At 62.5% G+C, this 21,623-nt stretch carries 19 protein-coding genes and 2 pseudogenes; 8 read left to right on the top strand and 13 right to left on the bottom strand.

Annotated features, from left to right (window positions below; all coding sequences use genetic code 11):
- Positions 1-189: 189 nt before the first annotated feature.
- From lon to clpP, 3 genes are all read right to left on the bottom strand, one after another.
- Positions 190-2,601: an endopeptidase La gene (gene lon / locus AC0L2V_RS04300; RefSeq protein ID WP_473493592.1), complete on the bottom strand. Its 2,412-nt coding sequence runs from the start codon at positions 2,599-2,601 to the stop codon at positions 190-192.
- 303 nt (positions 2,602-2,904) lie between these two features.
- Positions 2,905-4,179 carry an ATP-dependent Clp protease ATP-binding subunit ClpX gene (clpX, locus tag AC0L2V_RS04295; protein ID WP_027155315.1) on the bottom strand — a complete coding sequence of 425 codons (1,275 nt, stop codon included), beginning with the start codon at positions 4,177-4,179 and terminating at the stop codon, positions 2,905-2,907.
- A gap of 294 nt (positions 4,180-4,473) precedes the next feature.
- Complete coding sequence (clpP, locus tag AC0L2V_RS04290; protein WP_091591479.1) at positions 4,474-5,103, bottom strand: ATP-dependent Clp endopeptidase proteolytic subunit ClpP; 630 nt, start codon at positions 5,101-5,103, stop codon at positions 4,474-4,476.
- 334 nt (positions 5,104-5,437) lie between these two features.
- Between clpP and AC0L2V_RS04285 the strand changes: the two genes are divergently transcribed.
- A complete protein-coding gene (locus AC0L2V_RS04285; protein ID WP_473507425.1) occupies positions 5,438-6,028 on the top strand; it encodes a hypothetical protein in 591 nt (196 codons plus the stop codon).
- On the opposite strand, the gene AC0L2V_RS04280 is transcribed toward AC0L2V_RS04285, so the two are convergent.
- Positions 6,025-7,125, bottom strand: a complete 1,101-nt coding sequence (locus tag AC0L2V_RS04280; protein ID WP_473507728.1) for an NAD(P)/FAD-dependent oxidoreductase — start codon at positions 7,123-7,125, stop codon at positions 6,025-6,027. The genes AC0L2V_RS04285 and AC0L2V_RS04280 overlap by 4 nt on opposite strands.
- A 104-nt stretch (positions 7,126-7,229) precedes the next feature.
- Between AC0L2V_RS04280 and AC0L2V_RS04275 the strand changes: the two genes are divergently transcribed.
- A complete protein-coding gene (locus AC0L2V_RS04275; RefSeq protein ID WP_473519530.1) occupies positions 7,230-8,486 on the top strand; it encodes a cytochrome P450 in 1,257 nt (418 codons plus the stop codon).
- Here AC0L2V_RS04275 and AC0L2V_RS04270 read toward each other — a convergent pair whose 3' ends face one another.
- The 5 genes from AC0L2V_RS04270 to AC0L2V_RS04250 form a co-directional block, all read right to left on the bottom strand.
- Complete coding sequence (locus AC0L2V_RS04270) at positions 8,487-8,837, bottom strand: cupin domain-containing protein (RefSeq protein ID WP_473507423.1); 351 nt, start codon at positions 8,835-8,837, stop codon at positions 8,487-8,489. It abuts the gene before it with no gap.
- A gap of 21 nt (positions 8,838-8,858) precedes the next feature.
- Positions 8,859-10,139, bottom strand: a complete 1,281-nt coding sequence (locus tag AC0L2V_RS04265; protein WP_473507422.1) for an O-acetylhomoserine aminocarboxypropyltransferase — start codon at positions 10,137-10,139, stop codon at positions 8,859-8,861.
- A 192-nt stretch (positions 10,140-10,331) separates the two neighbouring features.
- Positions 10,332-10,853, bottom strand: a complete 522-nt coding sequence (locus tag AC0L2V_RS04260) for a CoA-binding protein (RefSeq protein WP_287120401.1) — start codon at positions 10,851-10,853, stop codon at positions 10,332-10,334.
- A 107-nt stretch (positions 10,854-10,960) separates the two neighbouring features.
- Positions 10,961-11,383 carry a VOC family protein gene (locus AC0L2V_RS04255; protein ID WP_287054895.1) on the bottom strand — a complete coding sequence of 141 codons (423 nt, stop codon included), beginning with the start codon at positions 11,381-11,383 and terminating at the stop codon, positions 10,961-10,963.
- Between the two features lie 2 nt (positions 11,384-11,385).
- Positions 11,386-12,207 carry an enoyl-CoA hydratase gene (locus AC0L2V_RS04250; protein WP_473507421.1) on the bottom strand — a complete coding sequence of 274 codons (822 nt, stop codon included), beginning with the start codon at positions 12,205-12,207 and terminating at the stop codon, positions 11,386-11,388.
- Positions 12,208-12,387: 180 nt separating this feature from the next.
- Between AC0L2V_RS04250 and AC0L2V_RS04245 the strand changes: the two genes are divergently transcribed.
- From AC0L2V_RS04245 to AC0L2V_RS04225, 5 genes and pseudogenes are all read left to right on the top strand, one after another.
- Positions 12,388-12,852, top strand: coding sequence for a PaaI family thioesterase (locus AC0L2V_RS04245; RefSeq protein WP_473507420.1), 465 nt, complete (start codon positions 12,388-12,390; stop codon positions 12,850-12,852).
- An 88-nt stretch (positions 12,853-12,940) separates the two neighbouring features.
- On the top strand, positions 12,941-13,591 hold the full coding sequence (locus tag AC0L2V_RS04240) for a LysE family translocator (RefSeq protein WP_473519529.1): 651 nt from the start codon (positions 12,941-12,943) through the stop codon (positions 13,589-13,591).
- A 265-nt stretch (positions 13,592-13,856) separates the two neighbouring features.
- Positions 13,857-14,321, top strand: coding sequence for a 50S ribosomal protein L13 (rplM, locus tag AC0L2V_RS04235; RefSeq protein ID WP_091591498.1), 465 nt, complete (start codon positions 13,857-13,859; stop codon positions 14,319-14,321).
- A 1-nt stretch (position 14,322) separates the two neighbouring features.
- Positions 14,323-14,805, top strand: coding sequence for a 30S ribosomal protein S9 (rpsI, locus tag AC0L2V_RS04230; protein ID WP_027155304.1), 483 nt, complete (start codon positions 14,323-14,325; stop codon positions 14,803-14,805).
- Between the two features lie 320 nt (positions 14,806-15,125).
- Positions 15,126-15,233 (top strand): annotated as a pseudogene (locus AC0L2V_RS04225) (DUF1349 domain-containing protein); the annotation flags it as partial.
- Between the two features lie 84 nt (positions 15,234-15,317).
- Here AC0L2V_RS04225 and AC0L2V_RS04220 read toward each other — a convergent pair.
- The 3 genes and pseudogenes from AC0L2V_RS04220 to AC0L2V_RS04210 all read right to left on the bottom strand — a co-directional run bounded on the left by AC0L2V_RS04220 (position 15,318) and on the right by AC0L2V_RS04210 (position 18,802).
- Positions 15,318-17,087 carry a caspase family protein gene (locus AC0L2V_RS04220; RefSeq protein ID WP_473507418.1) on the bottom strand — a complete coding sequence of 590 codons (1,770 nt, stop codon included), beginning with the start codon at positions 17,085-17,087 and terminating at the stop codon, positions 15,318-15,320.
- 365 nt (positions 17,088-17,452) lie between these two features.
- Positions 17,453-17,805, bottom strand: a pseudogene (locus AC0L2V_RS04215) (substrate-binding domain-containing protein); the annotation flags it as partial.
- A gap of 94 nt (positions 17,806-17,899) precedes the next feature.
- Entirely contained in the window at positions 17,900-18,802 is a 903-nt protein-coding gene (locus AC0L2V_RS04210) for a LysR family transcriptional regulator (RefSeq protein ID WP_473507417.1), read from the bottom strand.
- 92 nt (positions 18,803-18,894) lie between these two features.
- Here AC0L2V_RS04210 and AC0L2V_RS04205 point away from each other — a divergent pair, with 92 nt between their 5' ends.
- On the top strand, positions 18,895-19,767 hold the full coding sequence (locus AC0L2V_RS04205) for an aldo/keto reductase family oxidoreductase (RefSeq protein ID WP_473507416.1): 873 nt from the start codon (positions 18,895-18,897) through the stop codon (positions 19,765-19,767).
- Positions 19,768-20,208: 441 nt separating this feature from the next.
- Here AC0L2V_RS04205 and AC0L2V_RS04200 read toward each other — a convergent pair whose 3' ends face one another.
- Positions 20,209-21,258: a glycerophosphodiester phosphodiesterase family protein gene (locus AC0L2V_RS04200; RefSeq protein ID WP_473507415.1), complete on the bottom strand. Its 1,050-nt coding sequence runs from the start codon at positions 21,256-21,258 to the stop codon at positions 20,209-20,211.
- Positions 21,259-21,623 lie beyond the last annotated feature (365 nt).

The raw sequence follows: 21,623 nt of genomic DNA, 5'->3' as shown, positions 1-21,623 counted from the left end.
AAACCCCGGAATTCCGGGGTTTTTCACATGAAAGAGCCGGGCTCTAGGCCCGGCTCTCCGTTGTGCATTGCAACTTTAGCACGAGCTAATGCGTGACCCCGAAAACCGGTTTCGGTTTTCGGAAAGGATCACGCATAGACTCAATAGCGTTAGAGCGTCCTTTGCGCGTCCAATTGGACGCGCGGCGCTCTAATGAGCTAGCGACTTGCCGGCGTCGTCTCCGGCATCCACCGCAGCCGGCGCATTGACCGGCTCGACCCACTCGATCGCCTCCGGCATACGCACAAGCGCATGGCGCAAGACTTCACCGACCCGCCCGACCGGAACGATCTCCATACCGTTCTTCACGTTGTCCGGAATCTCCGCTAGATCCTTGGCGTTGTCTTCCGGGATCAGCACCTTCTTGATGCCGCCGCGCAGTGCTGCAAGCAGCTTCTCCTTGAGCCCGCCGATCGGCAGCACTCTGCCGCGCAGCGTGATCTCGCCGGTCATTGCCACGTCGGCCCTGACCGGGATGCCGGTCAGCACCGAGACGATCGCCGTCGCCATCGCCACGCCCGCCGACGGTCCGTCCTTGGGCGTTGCGCCTTCGGGCACGTGGACGTGGATGTCGCGCTTGTCGAACAGCGGCGGCTCGACGCCGAAATCGAGAGCCCGCGAGCGGACGTAGGAGGCCGCCGCCGAGATCGATTCCTTCATCACGTCGCGCAGATTGCCGGTCACCGTCATGCGGCCCTTGCCGGGCATCATGACGCCTTCGATCGTCAGCAGCTCGCCGCCGACTTCCGTCCAGGCGAGCCCGGTGACGACGCCGACCTGATCGTCGGCCTCGACCTGGCCGAAGCGGAAGCGCGGAACACCAAGGTAATCGGCGAGATTGTCCGCCGTGATGTCGACCGTCTTCTTCTTCGTCTTCAGGATCTCGGTCACCGCCTTGCGGCCGAGCTTCATCAGCTCGCGCTCCAGACTCCTGACGCCCGCCTCACGGGTGTAGGTCTGGATGATGCCGCGGATCGCGTCCTCGCCGACGGAGAACTCCTTCGGCTGCAGCGCGTGATCGCGGATCACCTTCGGCATCAGGTGGCGCTTGGCGATCTCGATCTTCTCGTCCTCGGTGTAGCCGGCGATACGGATGATCTCCATGCGGTCCATCAAGGGCGCAGGGATGTTCAGCGTGTTCGCCGTCGTCACGAACATCACGCTCGACAGGTCGTATTCGACCTCGAGATAATGGTCCATGAACGTCGAGTTCTGCTCGGGATCGAGCACCTCGAGCAACGCCGACGACGGGTCGCCGCGGAAATCCTGGCCCATCTTGTCGATCTCGTCGAGCAGGAAGAGCGGGTTGGACTTCTTCGCCTTCTTCATCGACTGGATGACCTTGCCAGGCATCGAGCCGATATAGGTGCGCCGGTGACCGCGGATCTCGGCCTCGTCGCGCACGCCGCCCAGCGCCATGCGGATGAACTCGCGGCCGGTCGCCTTGGCGATCGACTTGCCGAGCGAGGTCTTGCCGACGCCGGGAGGTCCGACGAGGCACAGGATCGGCCCCTTCAGCTTCTTCTGGCGGCTCTGCACGGCGAGATATTCGACGATGCGGTCCTTGACCTTGTCGAGGCCGAAATGGTCGGTGTCGAGCACGTTCTGCGCGAAGGCCAGATCCTGCTTGACCTTGGAGTTCTTGCCCCACGGTATCGACAGGATCCAGTCGAGATAGTTGCGCACGACGGTCGATTCAGCCGACATCGGCGACATCGTCCGCAGCTTCTTCAGTTCGGCTTCCGCCTTTTCGCGGGCCTCCTTGGAGAGCTTGGTCTTCTTGATGCGCGCCTCGATCTCGGCGGCCTCGTCGCGGCCGTCCTCGCCCTCGCCGAGTTCCTTCTGGATCGCCTTCATCTGCTCGTTGAGATAGTATTCGCGCTGCGTCTTCTCCATCTGGCGCTTGACGCGCGAGCGGATGCGCTTCTCGACCTGCAGGACGGAGATTTCGGCTTCCATGAAGCCCATCGCCTTTTCCAGCCGCTCCTTGACCGAAAGCGTGGCCAGCATCTCCTGCTTCTCGGGGATCTTGATGGCAAGATGCGAGGCGACCGTATCGGCGAGCTTGGAATAGTCGTCGATCTGGCTGGCGGCACCGACCACTTCGGGCGAGATCTTCTTGTTCAGCTTGACGTAGTTCTCGAAGTCGGTGACGACGGAACGGGCCAGCGCCTCGACCTCGACCTCTTCCTCATCCGGTTCGACCAGTGCTGCGGCGCGGGCCTCGTGGAAGTCGGGACGGTCGGTGAACGAAACGATTTTCGCGCGCGAGGCGCCTTCGACCAGCACCTTGACGGTGCCGTCCGGCAGCTTCAGCAACTGCAGCACATTGGCGAGCGTGCCGATGTCGAAGATCGCATCGGACTCGGGATCGTCATCGGCGGCATTCATCTGGGTCGCAAGCAGGATCTGCTTTTCCTGACCCATCACCTCTTCCAGCGCCTTGATCGACTTTTCACGCCCGACAAAGAGCGGAACGATCATGTGCGGGAACACCACGATGTCGCGCAGTGGGAGGACTGCGAAGACGCCGTCGCTGGGAGCCTTGGATATTTTGGCCATTGTCCAACCTTTCATGTCGCGACCGCCAATCGGCCAACCGCGATTCTCATATTAACGACCGGGGATGGTTCCGCCTACCACCGTTTGTGACGGGAGTTTTACAGCACAGAATTCGGCGCCACGGCCTTCTTCCGTTAGTTGGAGGCACGCGAGGCAAAGATCAAGGGTCGACACGAAACCGTTCATCCAATCCGTCATAATTCATTCATCACAAGTCGGGCCGTTCATCATAGCCTGCCCATCCGCAAACGGCAAAACGGCGCCTTGCGGCGCCGTTTGAAGAACTCCACTACAGGACTGACGTCAGGCGCTGACGTTGCCCTTCTTTTCCTTCTGCTCGGAATAGATGTAGAGCGGCCTGGCGTTGCCGGACACCACCTCTTCCGAAATAACCACTTCGCGCACGCCTTCCAGCGCCGGCAGTTCGAACATCGTGTCGAGCAGGATCGCTTCCATAATCGAGCGCAGGCCGCGCGCGCCGGTCTTGCGCTCGATGGCGCGCTTGGCGATCGCCGACAGCGCATTCTCGTGGAAGGTCAGGTCGACATTCTCCATCTCGAACAGCCGCTGGTACTGCTTGACCAGCGCGTTCTTCGGCTCGGTCAGGATCTGGATCAGCGCCGGCTCGTCGAGATCCTCCAGCGTTGCCAGGACCGGCAGACGGCCGACGAACTCGGGAATGAGGCCGAACTTCAACAGATCTTCCGGCTCGACCAGACGGAAAACGTCGCCGGTGCGGCGATCCTCGGGCGACGCGACGGTGGCGCCGAAGCCGATCGAGGTCTTGCGGCCGCGATCCGAGATGATCTTGTCCAGCCCGGCGAAGGCGCCGCCGCAGATGAACAGGATGTTGGCCGTGTCGACCTGCAGGAATTCCTGTTGCGGATGCTTCCTGCCGCCCTGCGGCGGCACGGAAGCGACCGTGCCTTCCATGATCTTCAACAGCGCCTGCTGGACGCCCTCGCCCGACACGTCGCGGGTTATCGAGGGATTGTCCGACTTGCGCGAAATCTTGTCGATCTCGTCGATGTAGACGATGCCGCGCTGGGCGCGCTCGACATTATAGTCGGCCGACTGCAACAGCTTGAGGATGATGTTCTCGACGTCCTCGCCGACATAGCCGGCCTCGGTCAGCGTCGTCGCATCGGCCATGGTGAACGGCACGTCGATGATGCGGGCCAGCGTCTGCGCGAGCAGCGTCTTGCCGCAGCCGGTCGGGCCGATCAGCAAGATGTTGGACTTCGCCAGTTCGACGTCGTTGTTCTTGCCGGCATGCGCGAGGCGCTTGTAGTGGTTGTGGACGGCCACCGACAGCACGCGCTTGGCGTAGGGCTGGCCGATGACGTAGTCGTCGAGAACCTTGAGGATCTCCTGCGGGGTCGGCACACCCTCGCGCGACTTCACCATCGAGGTCTTGTTCTCCTCGCGGATGATGTCCATGCAGAGCTCGACGCATTCGTCGCAGATGAACACCGTCGGGCCGGCGATCAGCTTGCGCACTTCGTGCTGGCTTTTGCCGCAAAACGAGCAATAAAGCGTGTTCTTGGAATCACCGCCGCTGTTGCCGACCTTGCTCATTTTCATGTCCTTTCATAGCCGCCCGCCGATGGTCTGGTTGAAAGGGCGCATAACTCAATCTATCGCGGGAAATCGCCGCCGCCAGTAGTCCGGCTCCCGCAACGCATTCCATACGAAACACATATCAGAAAACGTCGCAATGATTCGCATCAACCCCGCACAAAGCTAAGCCGTCGAAAATCAACATAGGCTTAACGTAGGCAATCGCTCCCGTCGAGGGAACAGCCAATTGTGGCCGAAATGCCGCAAGCGGCATCAAAAGCGTGTTTTCCCGCTATCCAACTGCCACCGGGCTTATGTGGCAAGACCCTCGATCGGCTCACGCGACGAAATGACCTTGTCGATGAGGCCGAAATCCCTGGCCTCGTCGGAGGTCATGAAATGGTCGCGGTCGAGCGTCCTTTCAATCTCGTCGTAGCTCTTGCCGGTGTGCTTGACATAGACCTCGTTGAGACGGCGCTTCAGCTTGATGATGTCCTGGGCGTGGCGCTCGATGTCGGAAGCCTGGCCCTGAAAACCACCGGAAGGCTGGTGGACCATGATGCGGGCGTTCGGCGTGGCGAAGCGCATGCCCTTCTCGCCGGCGGTGAGAAGGAGGGAGCCCATCGAGGCGGCCTGGCCGATGCACAGCGTCGCTACCGCCGGCTTGATGAACTGCATGGTGTCGTAGATCGCCATGCCCGAGGTGACGACGCCGCCGGGCGAATTGATGTAGAGGTTGATTTCCTTCTTCGGATTCTCCGCTTCGAGGAACAGGAGCTGCGCGCAGACCAGCGTCGCCATGCCGTCCTCGACCGGACCGGTGATGAAAATGATGCGCTCTTTCAGGAGCCGCGAGAAAATGTCGTAGGCCCGCTCGCCGCGATTGGTCTGCTCGACCACCATCGGAACGAGGTTCATGTAGGTTTCGACGGGGTTCTTCATGGACTATCCCTTATTGAAGATGGGATTCCGGCGCCGGAGATGAGCAAGTCGGGCAGAATCGGTTCTGGATCGTTATCCCTGTAAATAGGATGTCGGCTCACCCTAGCGCAAGGCCGCCCGTCCTAGCCATCCGGTTAAGTCGAATCAAGGTTTCTGCACAGAATTCGCCCGAAGCTGCGCCGGCTGCTGTTGAAGCGGTGCGGCTGCGCTGCCGGGTAACAGTTTCTTAACCGCGTCGCTTAACGAAATGTGCCGAAACTGCTTTCCCGGGACACGGCTTCCCCTACAATTCAACGTTGAGCTTGCGTGGAAAGTTCAAACTGGGGGGAGTGCAATGATCGGGAAAACGGCTTCCTCGGCCATCGCCAGCCTCGCCGTCCTCGGCATGGTGTCCGAAACGGCTGCCGGCGGGCGCCCCGTCGAGTGCTACGAGCAGGTCAACAGGCCGGCCGTCTACGAGACCGTCTACGAAAACGTGCTCGTCAGCCCGGCCGGTCAGCAGGTGGAATCCGTTCCGGCGATCTACGGAACGCGCGAGCGGGTGGTGCAGATCGCACCGGCGCGTGTCGGCTACGAGATCGTGCCTGCCATCACCCGCACCATCTACCGCACGGTGAAGGTCGATGACGGCGGCTACTCCTGGGAATGGCGCGTCATCAACGGCCGCAAGGTGCTGTGCAAGGTCAGGCACAAGGCGCGCTATCAACGGGTGGCCGAGACCGTGGTGGTGCAGCCGGAGCGCCAACGGCGCGTCGTCAGCCCCGCCGAGTACGAGAGCGTCGCCGAAGAGGTTCTGGTGCAGCCGGAGCAGCGGCGGATCGTCAATTTTCCCGCCACCTACCAGACAGTGGCGCGCCGGGTTCTGGTCCGCGAGGGCTCGTCGCGCTGGCGGCAGGTGCGTATTGCGCGGCACTGCCGGTTTTAGGCTTCCGCCCGCAGCCACGCTTTCAAGCCGCCGACATCGCCATTGCCGACGGTCGCTGCGACACGCCTGCCGACCGCCGCGCCGAACTTGTAGCCGTGGCCGGAGCAGGCCGAGACGACAAGGCATTTGCCCTTCTCATGCGCCAGGAACTTTTCGTCGGCGGTGAAGGTGTAGGCACAGGTGACGACCTCGGTGACCTTGTATTCTTCGACACGGGCGATCGGCGGCGAAAACAGGTCGCGGATCGCCTCGCCCTCGCCCGCCACCGGCTGGCGGTTCCAGTCGGCATCGCTGGTCGGCACCCTGTGCAGCCCTGAGCCGAATTTCATGCCGGCACCGCCGGACGGCGGGATCACGTAGCCGTCGACGACGCCGCCGACATCGAGGATGACCGGGGCTGAATGCCATGCTGCTTGCAGATCCGCCGGCGGTTCGACATAGGCTAGCGCGGTGCGCCAGGTCTTCAGGTCGCCGCCCAGCTCCGGAAACAGTTTCAGCACCCAGGCGCCTGCGGCGACGACGATGCGGTCGGCCTGCATCGTCTCGCCGCTTTCAAGCACGAGGCGGCCAGCCTCGGCGTCGACCTCCGTCACCTTGCTGTTTTCGTAGACATTGGCGCCGGTTCTCCGCAGCCATTCGGCGAGGCGGGATGCAATCTTGCGACAATGCAGCGCACCACCCTCCGGCGAAAAATACGCGTAGCGGAACGAGCCGGGCTGCAGGAAGCGCCAGCGCTTGGCCGCGGCGTCCGGCTCGAACAGCTCGATCGGGTAGTTCCCGGCTTCCATGCCCTCGCGGTATTCCTCGGCTTCGTCTCCCGGCTCGCGCGAAATGCAGATGAAGCCGCGCGGGTCGAGATGGTTCTCGCCGAGATCGGCCCACATCTCGTCCCAGGCCGCATAGGCTTCGGTGATCAGCCGGCCATAACCCGAGGCTGTGCCATAGGCGCGGCGGATGACGCGGTGATGGTCGCCCGAGGCGGCAAGCGGATTGGGAATCGGTCCCTGCTCGACAATCGAGACCCGGTGCCCGGCCTTGACCAGCGACCAGGCCGTCGACAGCCCTGCAATGCCTGCGCCAACCACGATCACATTCATCAAGTCAGTCTTTCCGCAGCCGCGCCGGCTGGCCAACACGAAGGATCACCGGGCGCCAACATACGGTCTGGCGTCAAGCTGGCAAGCCGCGCTAATGATCCACAATGACCGATTTGGTGCCACCGACTTACCTGGCCTTCAATCCGGCCACCCGCCATGTGCGGCTCGATCCGCACGAGGCGGCTTTCTTCCAGAACCCCTACGCGGCCTATGCCTTCATGCATGGCGCATCGAATGTCTTCTTCTGGGAAGAGTTCGGCTTCTGGTGCTTTGGCGGCTTCGACGACGTCAGCCGGCTGCTGCGCGACCGGCGCTTCGGCCGCTACAACCCGGTCGGCATCCCTGACAGAAGCGCCGTCGGCGAGGATCGCAGCCATCTCGGCAGCTTCGACGGCATCGAGGCCAATTCGATGCTGGAGCTGGAACCGCCCGTTCACACTAGGCTCAGAACGCTGGTCACCCGCGCCTTCGTCTCGCGCCAGGTCGAGCGGCTGAGGCCGCGCGTCGAGGCTCTGGCCAACGAGCTGATCGACCGTTTCGAGCCGGGCCAGGTCGACCTGCTGCCAGCCTTCGCATCGCCTTTGCCGATCACCATCATTGCCGAAATGCTCGGCGTGCCGGTCGAGATGGGACCGCAACTCCTCGACTGGTCGCATCGGATGGTCGCCATGTACATGCACGGCCGCACCCGCGAAACGGAAGAGACGGCCAATCGCGCAGCACATGATTTTTCGGATTTCCTGCGCGGCCATGTTGCCGAGCGGCGCAAAAAACCCGGCGACGATCTGCTGTCGCTGCTGATCTCGGCGCAAGACGATGGCCAAAGACTCTCTGAGGACGAGCTGGTGTCCTCGGCGATCCTGCTGCTCAATGCCGGCCACGAGGCGACCGTCCACCAGACCGGCAATGCGGTGCGCGCTATACTCGCGCAAGGCGGCGACCCGCGCCGCTTCTTCACCTCGCCGCAAACGACCACTGCCACGGTCGAGGAATGCCTGCGCTTCGACGCGCCGCTGCACATGTTCACGCGTTATGCCTATGAAGAGATCGAGGTCGGTCCCGGTATCATCGTGCGGCCGGGCGAGACGATCGGCCTGCTGCTCGGCATGGCCAATCACGACCCGGCGGCCTTTGCCGAACCCCTCGCCTTCCGGCCGGATCGCGCCGACCAGAAGAACGTCTCGTTCGGCGCCGGCATTCATTTCTGCATCGGCGCGCCGCTCGCCCGGCTCGAATTGCAGGTATCGCTGAAAACCTTGTTCGACCGGCTGCCGCGGCTGCATCTGGCCGAACAGCCGCGTTTTCGCGACACCTATCATTTCCACGGGCTGGAAAGGCTCGTCGTGCACACCGGGCAATGATCAAAGCTTGATCACATACTCCTTGCGTGTCGTTTCAAGCACTTCCCAGCTTCCCTTAAAGCCTGGCCTGAGCACGAAACTGTCGCCGGCCCTGACGGTGCGCGCCTCGCCGGCGTCGTCTGAAATCACCGAGACGCCCGACAGGATGTGGCAGAACTCCCACTCGTCATATTCGATGCGCCATTTGCCCGGCGTCGCCTCCCAGATGCCGGCATAGAGGCCACCGTCGCGTTCCTCGACATTCCAGGTGCGGAACTTTGGATCGCCTGAAATCAGGCGATCCGGCGCCGGCGCGCCAGGTTCCGGCTCGGCGCTTTCAATATCGACGGAGAGAAATTTCGGCGCGGTCATGGAAACTCCTTGCAGCGGGGATCAGACGTTGGCGAGAGCCTGTTCCAGATCGGCGACGATGTCGTTGACATCCTCGATGCCGACCGACAGCCTGACCGTATCCGGCCCAGCGCCGGCCGCGACCTTCTGCTCGTCGGACAGTTGCCGATGCGTGGTCGATGCCGGATGGATGACCAGCGACTTGGTGTCGCCGACATTGGCGAGGTGCGAGAACAGTTCGAGCGCCTCGACGAATTTGATGCCCGCCGCATAGCCGCCCTTCAGGCCGAAGGTGAACACGGCACCGGCGCCAAGCGGCGAGTACTTCTTCTGCAGCGCATTGTTGTTGTCGCTGGGCAGGCCGGGATAGGACACCCAGGCGATTTTTGGGTGGTTGGACAGCCACGCGGCGACGGTGACCGCATTGTCGCAATGGCGCTGCATCCTGAGCGGCAGGGTTTCCAGGCCGGTCAGGATCAAGAACGCATTGAAGGGCGAGATCGCCGGGCCCATGTCGCGCAGGCCGAGCACGCGCGCGGCAATGGCGAAAGCGAAATTGCCAAATGTTTCGTGCAGGACGAGGCCGCCATATTCGGGGCGCGGCTCAGACAGCATCGGATATTTGCCGGATTTCGACCAGTCGAAGGTACCGCCGTCGACAATGGCGCCGCCGATCGAATTGCCGTGGCCGCCGATGAACTTGGTCAGCGAATGCACGACAATGTCGGCGCCATGCTCGATCGGCCGCACCAGATAGGGAGAGGCCAGCGTGTTGTCGACGATCAGCGGCAGGCCATGCTTGCGGGCGATGTCGCCGATCTTTTCGATGTCGACGAAGACACCGCCCGGATTGGCCAGGCTCTCGATGAAGATGGCCTTGGTCTTTTCGTCGATCTGGCTTTCGAAGGTCGAGATGTCGTTGGTGTCGGCCCAGCGCACCTGCCAGCCGAAATTCTTGAAGGCGTGGCCGAACTGGTTGATCGAGCCGCCGTAAAGCCTTGTCGCGGCGACGAAATTGTCGCCGGGCTGCATCAGGTTGTGGAACACGAGCACCTGCGCGGCATGGCCCGACGCGACGGCCAAACCCGCGGTGCCGCCTTCGAGTGCCGCGATACGCTCTTCCAGCACCGCCTGCGTCGGGTTCATGATCCGGGTGTAGATGTTGCCGAAGGCTTTTAGCCCGAACAGCGAAGCGGCATGGTCGGCATCATCGAAGACAAAGGAGGTCGTCTGGTAGATCGGCGTGGCACGCGCGCCGGTCGCCGGATCGGGCTTGGCGCCGGCATGGACGGCGAGCGTGTTGAAACCGGGCGTGCGGGTCATGGATTACCTCCCCTGAATGCTGAATGCTGAATGCTGAATGGTGAATGGTGAATGGTGAATGGTGAATGGTGAATGGTGAAGGCAAGGTCGGCCAGCCCCATCCTGATTGCAAGCGGCTCATATGCCGCTGTGGCCGCCTTCCGGAAAAATCCTTCTATTCACCATTCACTATTCACTATCACCATTCACCACCTACTTCCGGCGGACGCCAAAACTCTGGAATCCCGGCCGCATCAGCGGCTTCTTCGACGACAGCACGCCTGAGTTGACGCCGGTCCAGCCGATTTCGCCCGACAGCTTGCCATATTCGATCTTGGGGCAGCGGTTCATCACCACCTTGATGCCGGCGGCCTCGGCGCGTGCGGCTGCCTCGTCATGGCGCACGCCAAGCTGCATCCAGATGACGTTCGGCAACGGATCGAGCCGCAAGACCTCGTCGACAACGCCCGGCACCGCCGCCGAGCCGCGAAACACGTCGACCATGTCGATCGGCTCGGGAACATCGGCGAGCCTGGCATAGGTCATCCGGCCAAGGATTTCCTTGCCGGCCTGGCCGGGATTGATCGGGAACACCGAAAAGCCCTTGCCCAGCAGGTATTTCAGCACGAAATAGCTCGGCCGCACATCGTTGGCGGACGCGCCGACCATGGCGATGGTCTTCACCGAATTGAGGATTCCGGCGATATAGGCATTGTCGTAGGCGTCATGGTTCATGCCTCTTCCTCATACAGAGCCTCGGCGAGAAAACCATCCGGATCGTTGCAGAAAACTGCGCATCATGCGGAAATGATCGGTATCGTCGAAAGCGGTGGGAAACGCGCTCAACCCGGCAGCGAGATGCTGCCGTCTTCCGCGATCGGAAAAGCCGGATTGTGCGCCACTTCCCAGACATGCCCTTCGGTGTCGGCGAAATAGCCATACCAGCCGCCCCAGAAGGCGCGGCCGGCCGGCTTGACGATGCGGCCGCCGGCCTTCTCGGCCATCGTCAGCACGTCATCGACCTCCGCGTCGGAGCGGGTGTTGTAGGCGAGGTAGATCGCCGACGGCGCCGTGCCGAAGGTGATGCCCGAATCCTCTTCGGCGCTTGCGCGCGGGAACAGGCCGAGAATGACGCCGCCCATCTGGAAGAAGGCGACGCCGTCGGTGATGCCGGCATGGCGGGTCAGGCCCATCGCCTCGTAGAAGCGTGTGGCGCGCTCGAGATCGTCGACGGCGATGGTGATGATGGAGATGCGGGCTTCCATATCTAGTCGTCCGTCCATTCGGGCTTGCGCTTGCCGATGAAGGCGCCGATGCCTTCTTCTGCGTCGCGCGCCAGCATGTTGTCGACCATGACGCGGCCGGTATAGGCGTAGGCCTCGGCCAGCCCCATCTCGGCCTGCGCGTAAAAGGCTTCCTTGCCGGTCTTGACCACCAAAGACGATTTGGCAGCAATGGTTTGCGCATATTTGGTGACAATCTGATTCAGATATTCGCGCGGCACCACGCGATTGGTGAGACCGAATTCCTTGGCCGTCGCTGCATCGATGGTCTCGCCGGTCAAAAGCATCTCCATCGCATGCTTGCGCGAGACGTTGCGTGACAGCGCCACCATCGGCGTCGAGCAGAACAGGCCGATATTGACGCCCGGCGTGCAGAAGGTCGCCTCGTGCGAGGCGATGGCGAGATCGCAGCTCGCCACCAGTTGCGCCCCGGCCGCCGTTGCCAGACCGTCGACCTCGGCGATGACCGGCCTCGGATGGCGCACGATCGCCTGCATCAGTGCCGCGCAAGCGGAAAACGTCTCCTCGAAGAATGCCTTGCCACGATCGGCGTCGGCGCGGCGCGCGGTCATTTCCTTGAGGTCGTGTCCGGCGCAAAACACCTTTCCGGCCGCAGCCAGAATGATGACGCGGACGGATCTGTCTGATTTCGCGCGGTCGAGTTCCGCCATCAGCGCCGCCATGACCGCCAGCGACAGGGCATTGGCCGGCGGATTGGCGAGCGTCAGGCGCAGGATGCCCTCGTCCAGTCTCGCGATAACAGGACCTTCGGCAACAGCCGGCTTGATGGCGACGATTTCGGCCATGGTCTCCAACCTCTTCATCGGCCGGCGGCATCGGATTCGCCGGCCATGGAACAAAAGAACTAGCACGGTGCCGATTGAAGAACAGCCTTAGGACGTGTTTTCTCGGCGGTGCAGCCTCGGCCAAGCGCCCTCGCCTTGAAAACCGCCGGCTATGCCGACGCCACAAACAGGAAACCGCTTATGCCTGCCCAAAACAATCTCAAGCCGGTGCTGACAGCAGAGCAAGTCAACGCGCTGATGGAGACCGTCTACCCGCAGCTCAACGACCAGTTCACCATCTACGAGGCGATCGAGGTGTTTGCGGGCGGCTGCACGGTGCGCCTGAATGCCGACGAGCGGCATTTGCGCCCCGGCGGAACCGTTTCCGGCCCGTCGCTGTTCACTTTGGCCGACATTGGCGGCTATGTCTGCGTACTTTCGCATGCCGGGCCGGATGCGCTTTCGGTCACCACCAATCTCAATATCAATTTCGTCCGCAAAGCCGAGGCAGGCCCGATCGACGGCCATTGCCGCATCCTGAAGCTGGGTAAGAGCCTGATGGTGTTCGATATCGACATCATCGCTGGAGCGGACGGACACACGGTAGCGCACGCGACGGGAACCTATTCGATCCCGCCGAAGAAGAGCTTTCAATCGCAGGCCTGATTTGCAGGACGGATACGTGTTTCCGCTCGTTCCAACGGAACGAAATGTCGGACAACACGTTCGCAGGTCCAATCAGGTCTGCAAAAACATGCCCGAACTTCCCACTTATTTGGCATTCCTGGTCGCTGTGCTCGGCTACCAACTGTCCGGTCCGGGGCCGGACATGCTTCTGGTGATCAGCCGCGGTATCGGACAGGGTTGGCGGGCAGCACTGGCAACGGCGACCGGCTGCGTTTTCGCGGGCGTGATCCAGATTCCGCTGTTGGCAATGGGACTTGCATCGCTGGTCACGTCCTCGCCTGTCGCGTATGGCCTGCTGCAACTGCTCGGAGCGGCGTACTTGATCGCAATCGGGACGAAGTTCTTGCTCACGCGCAAGAGGGCCGAAACAACCAACATCGTCGCAGCCAAAGAGGGAGGTTTGGCAGGTGCCTTTCGGCAAGGCATGATCTGCAACCTGACTAACCCTACCGCACTGGTTTTCATGCTCGCAGTACTGCCGCAGTTCGTTCATTCCTCCACAGGATCGCCGGCGATGCAATTTATCGTGCTCGGGGCCACCATGAAGGCTACGGGCCTTCTGGTCCTGGGAGCTGTAGCCTTGGCCTCAGGCGCGGTCGGCCACTGGCTGGCACGCTACGCCGGTTTTCTTGTCTGGCAAGAACGCCTGGCTGGTACGATCATGATTGCTGTCGGGATCAAACTGCTGCTGGCTGCGATTATTCCGGGACGGCGCTAGTCAAATTGTCGGAGTCATACGTGGTATAATAATACCTCAAAACTAACCTCTTGTTTTAGCAAGGCAATCCTTCCGAGGTGGCCAGATATGCAACTTGACTGGCTAATTCCCCTCGCCTATAAGCCCTCACGGAACAGCGGCCCGCCAAAGGCCGCCGTTTTGTTATTGGCGGCGGGCGAGCGCCCGGCGTCAAGTCAAGCAACAAGAAACGCCTTCCCTTTTCGTTCGTGAATGGGGGAAGGTCCGAACCGAAAGCAACAAATCCATGACAACCTTTTCGCAGAAGCCTGCGGATGTGGTGAAGAAGTGGGTGCTGATCGACGCCGAGGGTCTCGTCGTCGGCCGTCTCGCCACTGTCATCGCCAACCATCTTCGCGGCAAACACAAGCCCACCTTCACCCCGCATGTCGACGACGGCGACAACGTCATCGTCATCAATGCCGACAAGGTGGTGTTCACCGGCAAGAAATTCACCGACAAGGTCTATTACTGGCACACCGGCCACCCCGGCGGCATCAAGGAGCGCACCGCGCGCCAGCTGCTCGAGGGCCGTTTCCCCGAGCGTGTCGTCGAGAAGGCCGTCGAACGCATGATCCCGCGTGGTCCGCTCGGCCGTCGCCAGATGAAGAATCTCCGCGTCTATGCAGGCACGGAACATCCGCATGTCGCCCAGCAGCCCGTCACGCTCGACGTGGCCAAGCTGAACGCCAAGAACAAGAAGGTTTCGTAAAATGGCTGAGCTTTCCTCGCTCGCAGAACTCGGAACTGCCACCGGCAACACCAACACGCAGCCGGCTGCACCCGTCCACGTCCAGAAGCTCGACAAGTCGGGCCGCGCCTATGCCACCGGCAAGCGCAAGAACGCCATCGCGCGTGTCTGGGTGAAGCCCGGCTCCGGCAAGATCGTCGTCAACGACAAGGTGTTCGCCGAATACTTCGCGCGCCCGGTCCTGCAGATGATCCTCAACCAGCCGATCATCGCCGCCAACCGCGCCGGCCAGTACGATATCGTCGCCACCGTCATCGGCGGCGGCCTTTCCGGCCAGGCCGGTGCCGTGCGCCACGGCATCTCCAAGGCGCTGACCTATTACGAGCCGGCGCTGCGCGGCGTGCTCAAGAAGGGCGGCTTCCTGACCCGCGACAGCCGCGTCGTCGAGCGCAAGAAGTACGGCAAGGCGAAGGCCCGCCGTTCGTTCCAGTTCTCGAAGCGCTAAGCACTGCTTCAGCTTCAGACAGTCGAAAAGGCCGCCTCCGGGCGGCCTTTTCTTTTGGTGCCGAGCCCACCCGCGCCTGCGGCGCGACCTCCCCATCAAGGGCCATCAAGGGCAGGTAGAAGGTCGGGGCAGCTTCCCGCCCCTTGAGTCTTCTAGGGCCCGACGGGCGCCGGAACGATGGTCTGAGTAGGGCGCGATGAAGCCGGGCACCGTGGAACAGGATTGCTGGCAGACGATACACGCATTCGAGAACTGTCCGAGGAGCGGGAAAGACAACCCGGCTCGCGCCTACAAGGCAGAAAGTCGCAAGGCCGCCGATTGCCGAGGTCGGCGTCACGGCCTGTTCCCCGGAACGCGCCGGCTTTCGCGCGGTGTTCAAGGATCTGGTCGTCGGGCCGCCTATCGCGCGCAATCTGCAGGCGGACTGAGGAGGCCTGGAGTCTCGCTCGCAAAAGCGAATGGTGCCCAGAGCATGAACCCGACAGGTTGCAGGCCCTTTCAGGAAGGCATCCTTACTCAAACTCAAGCACCATGCTGGGGGGGGCGTCGAACTCGGTCACGTCATGCCACTCCCTTGCGTCCACCTTCGACATGTCGACCCTTCCCAGCTTATCCCCGAGGTACGTACCCCACTGTCTATGTGGGGTATACTCGCCTGGTTGTCCCTCCCCCCAGTTGGTGAATTTCAGTTTCTCGCCGTTCTGCCAGCCCCAGCCGCCACGGGGCTCGCGCGCTCCCTCAGCCTGCTCAAGTCCTATCCACGGGCCGATCTTCCAGCTGTAGCCGCTCCTGGTGTCGAAGCCTGATATGAACATCCGGTCATCCGCGGCGAAAAGATCATAAACGAAGTCGTTCTCAGCCTTGGAGCCGATCGCGACGAGGTAAGCCTCGCACCCCTTTGCCAGTTGCTTGGCGGCATCGATCCGTATGCTGCGGGTGTAGGCTGCGACGTAGAGGTGTCCTTCGAATTCCCCATAGATGATTTCTTTTCCGGCCAGGCATTGCGCCGCGCGAATGACCCGCTCATCCGTTTCGAGACCCTTCAGATCGTTGGGATCGAACGATCTGGCTTCATCGGACGAGATGACGGAATCGGATGAGGAAATGCCGACGAGCTCGAGGCGATTTGCCATCACACGGTTGATGTAGCCGGTCTCCGACAGACCCATCGCCTTCTGGTACCGGGCGATCTCACGCCGTGTCTTGAGGCCAATCGTTCCGTCGGCCGATCCGATGTCGTAGCCAAGGTCGGCAAGCGCGAGCTGGATTTCCTTGCGTTGTGCCTGAGTGAGCTTCAGCTTCGCTTCCGCTTCCTTCGGCGACACCAACTCCTCCGATCCTCCCTGAAGCAGTCGCAGGGCGTCGCGCGCGCTGTCGGCGAATGCGCCGCTCTGGTATTTCGCCAGGTATAGCTGCCACCCGCGAGCGGTCGAGATCCGCTCCGCCTTCTCGAAATCGATCTGGGCAAGCATGAGCGAAGCCGCTTCGTCGCTAGGGGCGCTTTCGTTGAAATAGAATTCGGCCGCCAGATTGGAGACGATCTGCGGCGACTGTTCGTTGCCGGTCTTGACGCGCACATCCCGAATGACCCGCTTGAAGGCCGTTCCGACCTCCAGTGAAGGACTTGCCAGATGCTCGATCAGGGCCATGGTGAAAGGCGAGTTCGTGCCGCCGCCATCATAGGCAACCTGACCGGGCGAGGCCGCGAAGGCGATCATGGTGCCTGATCCCGTCGAACTGACCGGCGCCAGGCCTTTCACGGTTCCGCCGCGGGTCGCGCCCTCCACCGCTATGTTCAGCCGATCCGCGATCGGATTGTTTCGGCAGGCATCGATGAAGATCAACGACAGCGACGCCTTTCTCTCCATCGTCTCGATAATGGAATTGAGCGAGACCGTTTCGGCATCGACGTCGAATTCGGACTGCAACTCGGCATCCAGGCCGAGCAGGAAGTTCTCGCCCTTCAACTGCATGCCGTGTCCGGCAAAATAGAAGAGCGCCGTGTCCTCGGGGCTGAGCTTTTTCGAGAAGTTGGACAACCCCTTGGCGAATTCCGCGCGGCCGACATTCACCAGATTGTCGACCTCGAACCCGTTTTCGGCCAGAAATTTGGCGAACTCCCTTGCGTCGTTCGCGGCATTGAGCAGCGGGGTCACAGACAGATAGGACGAATTGCCGATGACCAGTGCGACCCGCTTTCCGCCGGCGGCAGAGGCGGATCCCGCAGCGACCGAAAGGCAAAATAGCGTCACGGCGAACATGCGAGGCACTATCGGCGGCATGATATCCCCCAAATACTCCTACTCCGCGATCTTGGGCCCGGAAGGACGTTAGGTCAATCGGGCGTCCGGGTGAGCGGCATCGAGAAGAAGGGGAACCTGAAGCGAACTCTTATGTCAGACAGGTACCGCGAGTTGCCCTGGCCGGATGATGCTGGTTCTCCACGTCGCCCCCTCTGTCCTGCCGCCCCCCAAGTGGTCCTCAAGGGGGAGATTGGCCGTCATTGGCGCTTTCACTCCATCGCGGACGCTCGAAAATATGGCCGATTGCGGCGAAGCTGCCGATCCCCCGCTTGAGGACCGCTTGAGGGGGGAGATGTCGGCAAGACAGTGGGGGCGACGTGGAGAAACGCAATCTTCGCTACGCGCTAGGCGCTCGCCGTCATCGCCGCATAAGGCCGGGACGAGTTCCGCACGACCAGCCTGCCCTGCAGCACCAGTCGACGCGGCGCGGGGTCGGCGTTGCCGCAGAGACGGCTGAGCATGAGATTGGCCGCCTGCTCGCCGATCGCCTGCACCGGCTGCGCGACGGTCGTGAGTTGCGGGCGAAAAACGTCCGCCCACGGAAGTCGTCGAAGCAGGGCGACCAAAATGTCTTCCGGGCATGACAGGCCGAGGTCGCGGATCGCCTTCATGGCGCCGACCACCATTGGTTGCTAGCCGAGAAGATGGCGGTCGGGCGATCATGCAGCGACAATAGCTGCATGGCGGCCTTATAGCTGCCCTACCTCCCCTCGATGGGCCTCGATGGGAAGGTCGGCGCGCAGCGCCGGTGGGGTGACGGTGCCGGGCACAGTTCATGCCTGACGCAGGCCTCAGGTCCGGCTGTCCCTGATGAAATCGATAAACGCCCGCAACGGCGCCGGCACGAGACGCCGGCCGGGATAATAGAGGAACGGCCCGGGGAAGCTCTGCCACCAAGGTTCGAGGACGGGTTCGAGCGCACCGCTCTTAAAGTGAGGGCGAAGCCAGTCCTCGAACAGGCTGACAATGCCGGTACCGGCGATGGCAGCATCGACGGCGAGATCGGCCGCTCCGCCCAGGGTCACAAGAAGCGGCCCCGTCGGATCGACCCGCACCACCTCGCTGTCGCGCTCGAATTCCCATGGCGGCATCGCCCCGCTGGCGAAGCGGCCGCGCAGGCAGGCGTGGCCGAGCAGATCGCGCGGGTGTTGCGGCCGGCCATGGCGATCAAGGTAGGCAGGGCTGGCGGCGGTGGCAAAGCGCTGCAGGCGCGGTCCGATCGGCACCGCGATCATGTCCTGTTCCAGCCGCTCGTCGTAACGGATGCCGGCATCGCAGCCTGCCGCCAGGACGTCGACAAAGCTCTCCTCGGCGATCACATCCAGCCGGATGCCGGGATAGGCAGCGAGAAATCCCGGGACGATGCTGGGCAGCACCAGCCGCGCCGCGCTGACCGGCACGTTGAGGCGCAACGTACCTGTCGGCCTGTCGCGGAAGCCATTCACAACGTCGAGGGCCGATTCCACCTCGGTCAAGGCAGGGCCGAGCCGGGCCAGCAAGCTCGCGCCCGCTTCGGTCAGGACGACGCTGCGGGTCGTCCGGTTGAGCAGCCTGACACCGAGCTGCGTCTCGAGGCGGCGCACCGCCTCGCTCAAGCCCGACGCACTGCCGCCGCTGGCGCGGGCGCCATCGCGAAAACCCTTGGCCCGCGCTACGGCGACGAAGGCGTTGAGGTCTCCGAGGTCGATCTTCATTGTTCGACGTTCCGTACAGCCCGTGCGGAATGTACCCAATTATCGTGAGATCGGACAGCGCCTCTCAACCTCATCCTGAACGGAGATAGACCATGTCCAGCATTGACCTTTCCGGCACGTTCACTCTCGGCGACCGCACCGTGAAGCGGCTCGGCTACGGCGCCATGCAGCTCGCAGGACCCGGCGTCTTTGGTCCGCCCAAGGACCATGGCGCGGCATTGGCCGTGCTGCGCGAAGCTGTTGCGCTTGGGGTCAATCACATAGACACCAGCGATTTCTACGGCCCGCACGTCACCAATCTACTCATCCGTGAAGCGCTCGCGGCCTATTCCGACGATCTGACGATCGTCACCAAGATCGGTGCCCGTCGCGGCGCGGATGGCTCGTGGCTCCCGGCCTTCTCGCCCGAAGCGCTGACGGAGGCGGTGCACGAAAATCTGCGCAATCTCGGGCTCGACGTGCTCGACGTCGTCAATCTCAGGATTGTGTTCGACGCGCATGGCCCCGCCGAAGGGTCGATCGAGGCGCCGTTCACTGTGCTGGCCGAGCTTCAGCGACAGGGCCTGGTGCGTCATATCGGGCTCAGCAGTGTCACGCCGGCACAGATCGAAGAGGCGCGACGGATCGCCCGGATCGTCTGCGTGCAGAACCAATACAATCTGGCGCACAGGGGCGACGATGCCTTGATCGACAAACTCGCCCGCGACGGCATCGCCTATGTGCCGTTCTTTCCGCTCGGCGGCTTCAACCCGCTGCAGTCGTCTACCCTGTCCCGCGTCGCTCAGCGCCTGGACGCCACGCCGATGCAGGTCGCGCTCGCCTGGCTGCTTGATCGCGCGCCCAACATCCTGCTCATCCCCGGCACGTCTTCCGTTGCGCATTTGCGGGAGAACCTCGCCGCGGCCGAACTCGATCTGCCGGAGGACGTCGTCAGGGAGCTGGACGGCGTGGCGATGGCTGCATGAGGATTGGCGAAAGCGGCAACGAGCCAATCTCCCCCTGATCGAAAGGCTGGCGGGACAGCGCCCCCCTCTGCCCTGCCGGGCATCTCCCCCACAAGGGGGGAGATTGACAGCTTCGCGGACAGCGCCCTTTTTGCAAGGTTGGTGGTTGGCGAAACCAGTGATGAAGGCCAATCTCCCCCCAAGTGGGGGAGATGCCCGGCAGGGCAGAGGGGGGCGCGAAGGATCGCTACAGAGCGCTTTTATTCTGAGCCGCTGCATTCTTCGGCGGATGTCACCGAATGGATCCCAGGGTCTGCGCCGCGTCGCTTCGCTCCTTGCTCCGCCTTGGGATGACGAAGGCGCGGGGGCTTACGGCTAATCGCAGACTTTGGAGATTGGCAGTTGCAGGCCGGCCGGCAGCGCGACCGCCGGTCAAAGAACCAAATCCACGGTGCAGAGGAACTAATTGATGCTCGCCGTATTCGCCGGGCGCGCCTCATCAGAATAGGGCACGCGGTAGCCGTTTGCCGCCAGCCAGTCGATCGCCGCTTTCGGCTCGTCGGTCTGGATGATGGTGGCGCCGCGTTCGGCCCAGAAGCCGTAGGTCTCGCGCGGCAGGCTGGCGAACACCGCCAGTTCATCGCCGCGACCGCCGGCAAGGAAGCCGCCCGGCTTGTTGACGATGGCGTAGGTATTGGCCCAGATGTGCCAGCCGCCCCTTATCGCCGCGGCGCGCATGCGCGGGCTGAACAGCGGACCGCCGGTCTCGGTCAGCGTCTCGGCGCCGTCCCGCCAGTTGATCATCTCGACCGCGCGCGGCGAAAAGGCGCCGCTGACCTTCTCGGCAAAACCGGCGTCGCGAACCGCGTCGTCGGCAATGATCGGCATGAATTGGAAACCGCTGCCGATCGCGCCCATGGCTGCCTTGACAGTGGTGATCCTGGCCGGGTTCCACAGGTTCTCCTTGACGATCACCTGTTCGGCCATGCCAAGGTCACGCGCCACCGCGATCATGCCGGCCAGGCTGTCGACGTCGAGCTTGTTGTCGATGTTGACGAGGATTCTGTCCCTGGTCGCCATCAGCATCTCGCGCAGCGTCGAAACCGGCTCGTCGGTGACGGCGCCGGTGCCTTCGATCACCAGCCTGCAGGTTTTGAGTTCGGCCAGCGTGCGCTTGACCACCTCGCCCTTGCAGTTCGTCGTGCGGTCGAGCCAGCTGTCATGCATGACGACGAACTGGCCGTCCTTCGAGCGCCTGACATCGACCTCGACGATTTCGGCGCCAAGCGCGATCGATGCCTCGAGGGCGGCGATCGAGTTCTCCGCAAACAGCGTCTTGCGGGCCTGCAGGCTGCCGGCGCGGTGCGCCGCCACCATGACATGGTCGCGCCATTGGTTGGCGTGTTCGAAACGGTCAAGAATCTGCCTGGCGCGTGTTTCGCCAGCCAATGCCGAGCCAGTGAACAGCACCGAGGCGGCGGCAAGCACAAGGTTCAGCCAGGTCGTTCGCATGAGAATCGCTCCTACCGGATGCAAACCCGGATAAGCGACGCGCGTGACAGCCCAGTGAACGAAGCCGGCTTCGCAAATGCCGGAAAGTCAGGTCAATGCCGGCTGAAGCGGCTGTTCTTCAATCTCGACTTGCCGAGATCGATGCCGCCGTCCTGGCGGTCGGTGGCCGGCTTGGCGTGCTGAAATCTGCTGCGTTCCCCGGCTGACAACCATCCCGTGCAAGGACGGCTGGCTACTGTCGGTTGTATTCATGCATATCTACGCAAATTCCGGGTTGGCCATTCGGGCTCACCTGGCAAGCAAGAAGTTGTGACCGAGTTCGAACGGCCATGGCCCTCGGAAGGGGTCGCATTTGTTGCAATTAT

The organism is Mesorhizobium sp. WSM4814 (assembly GCF_055811595.1).
The sequence above is the reverse complement of the archived record's forward strand: the minus strand, read 5'-3'. Positions and strand labels throughout refer to the sequence as shown.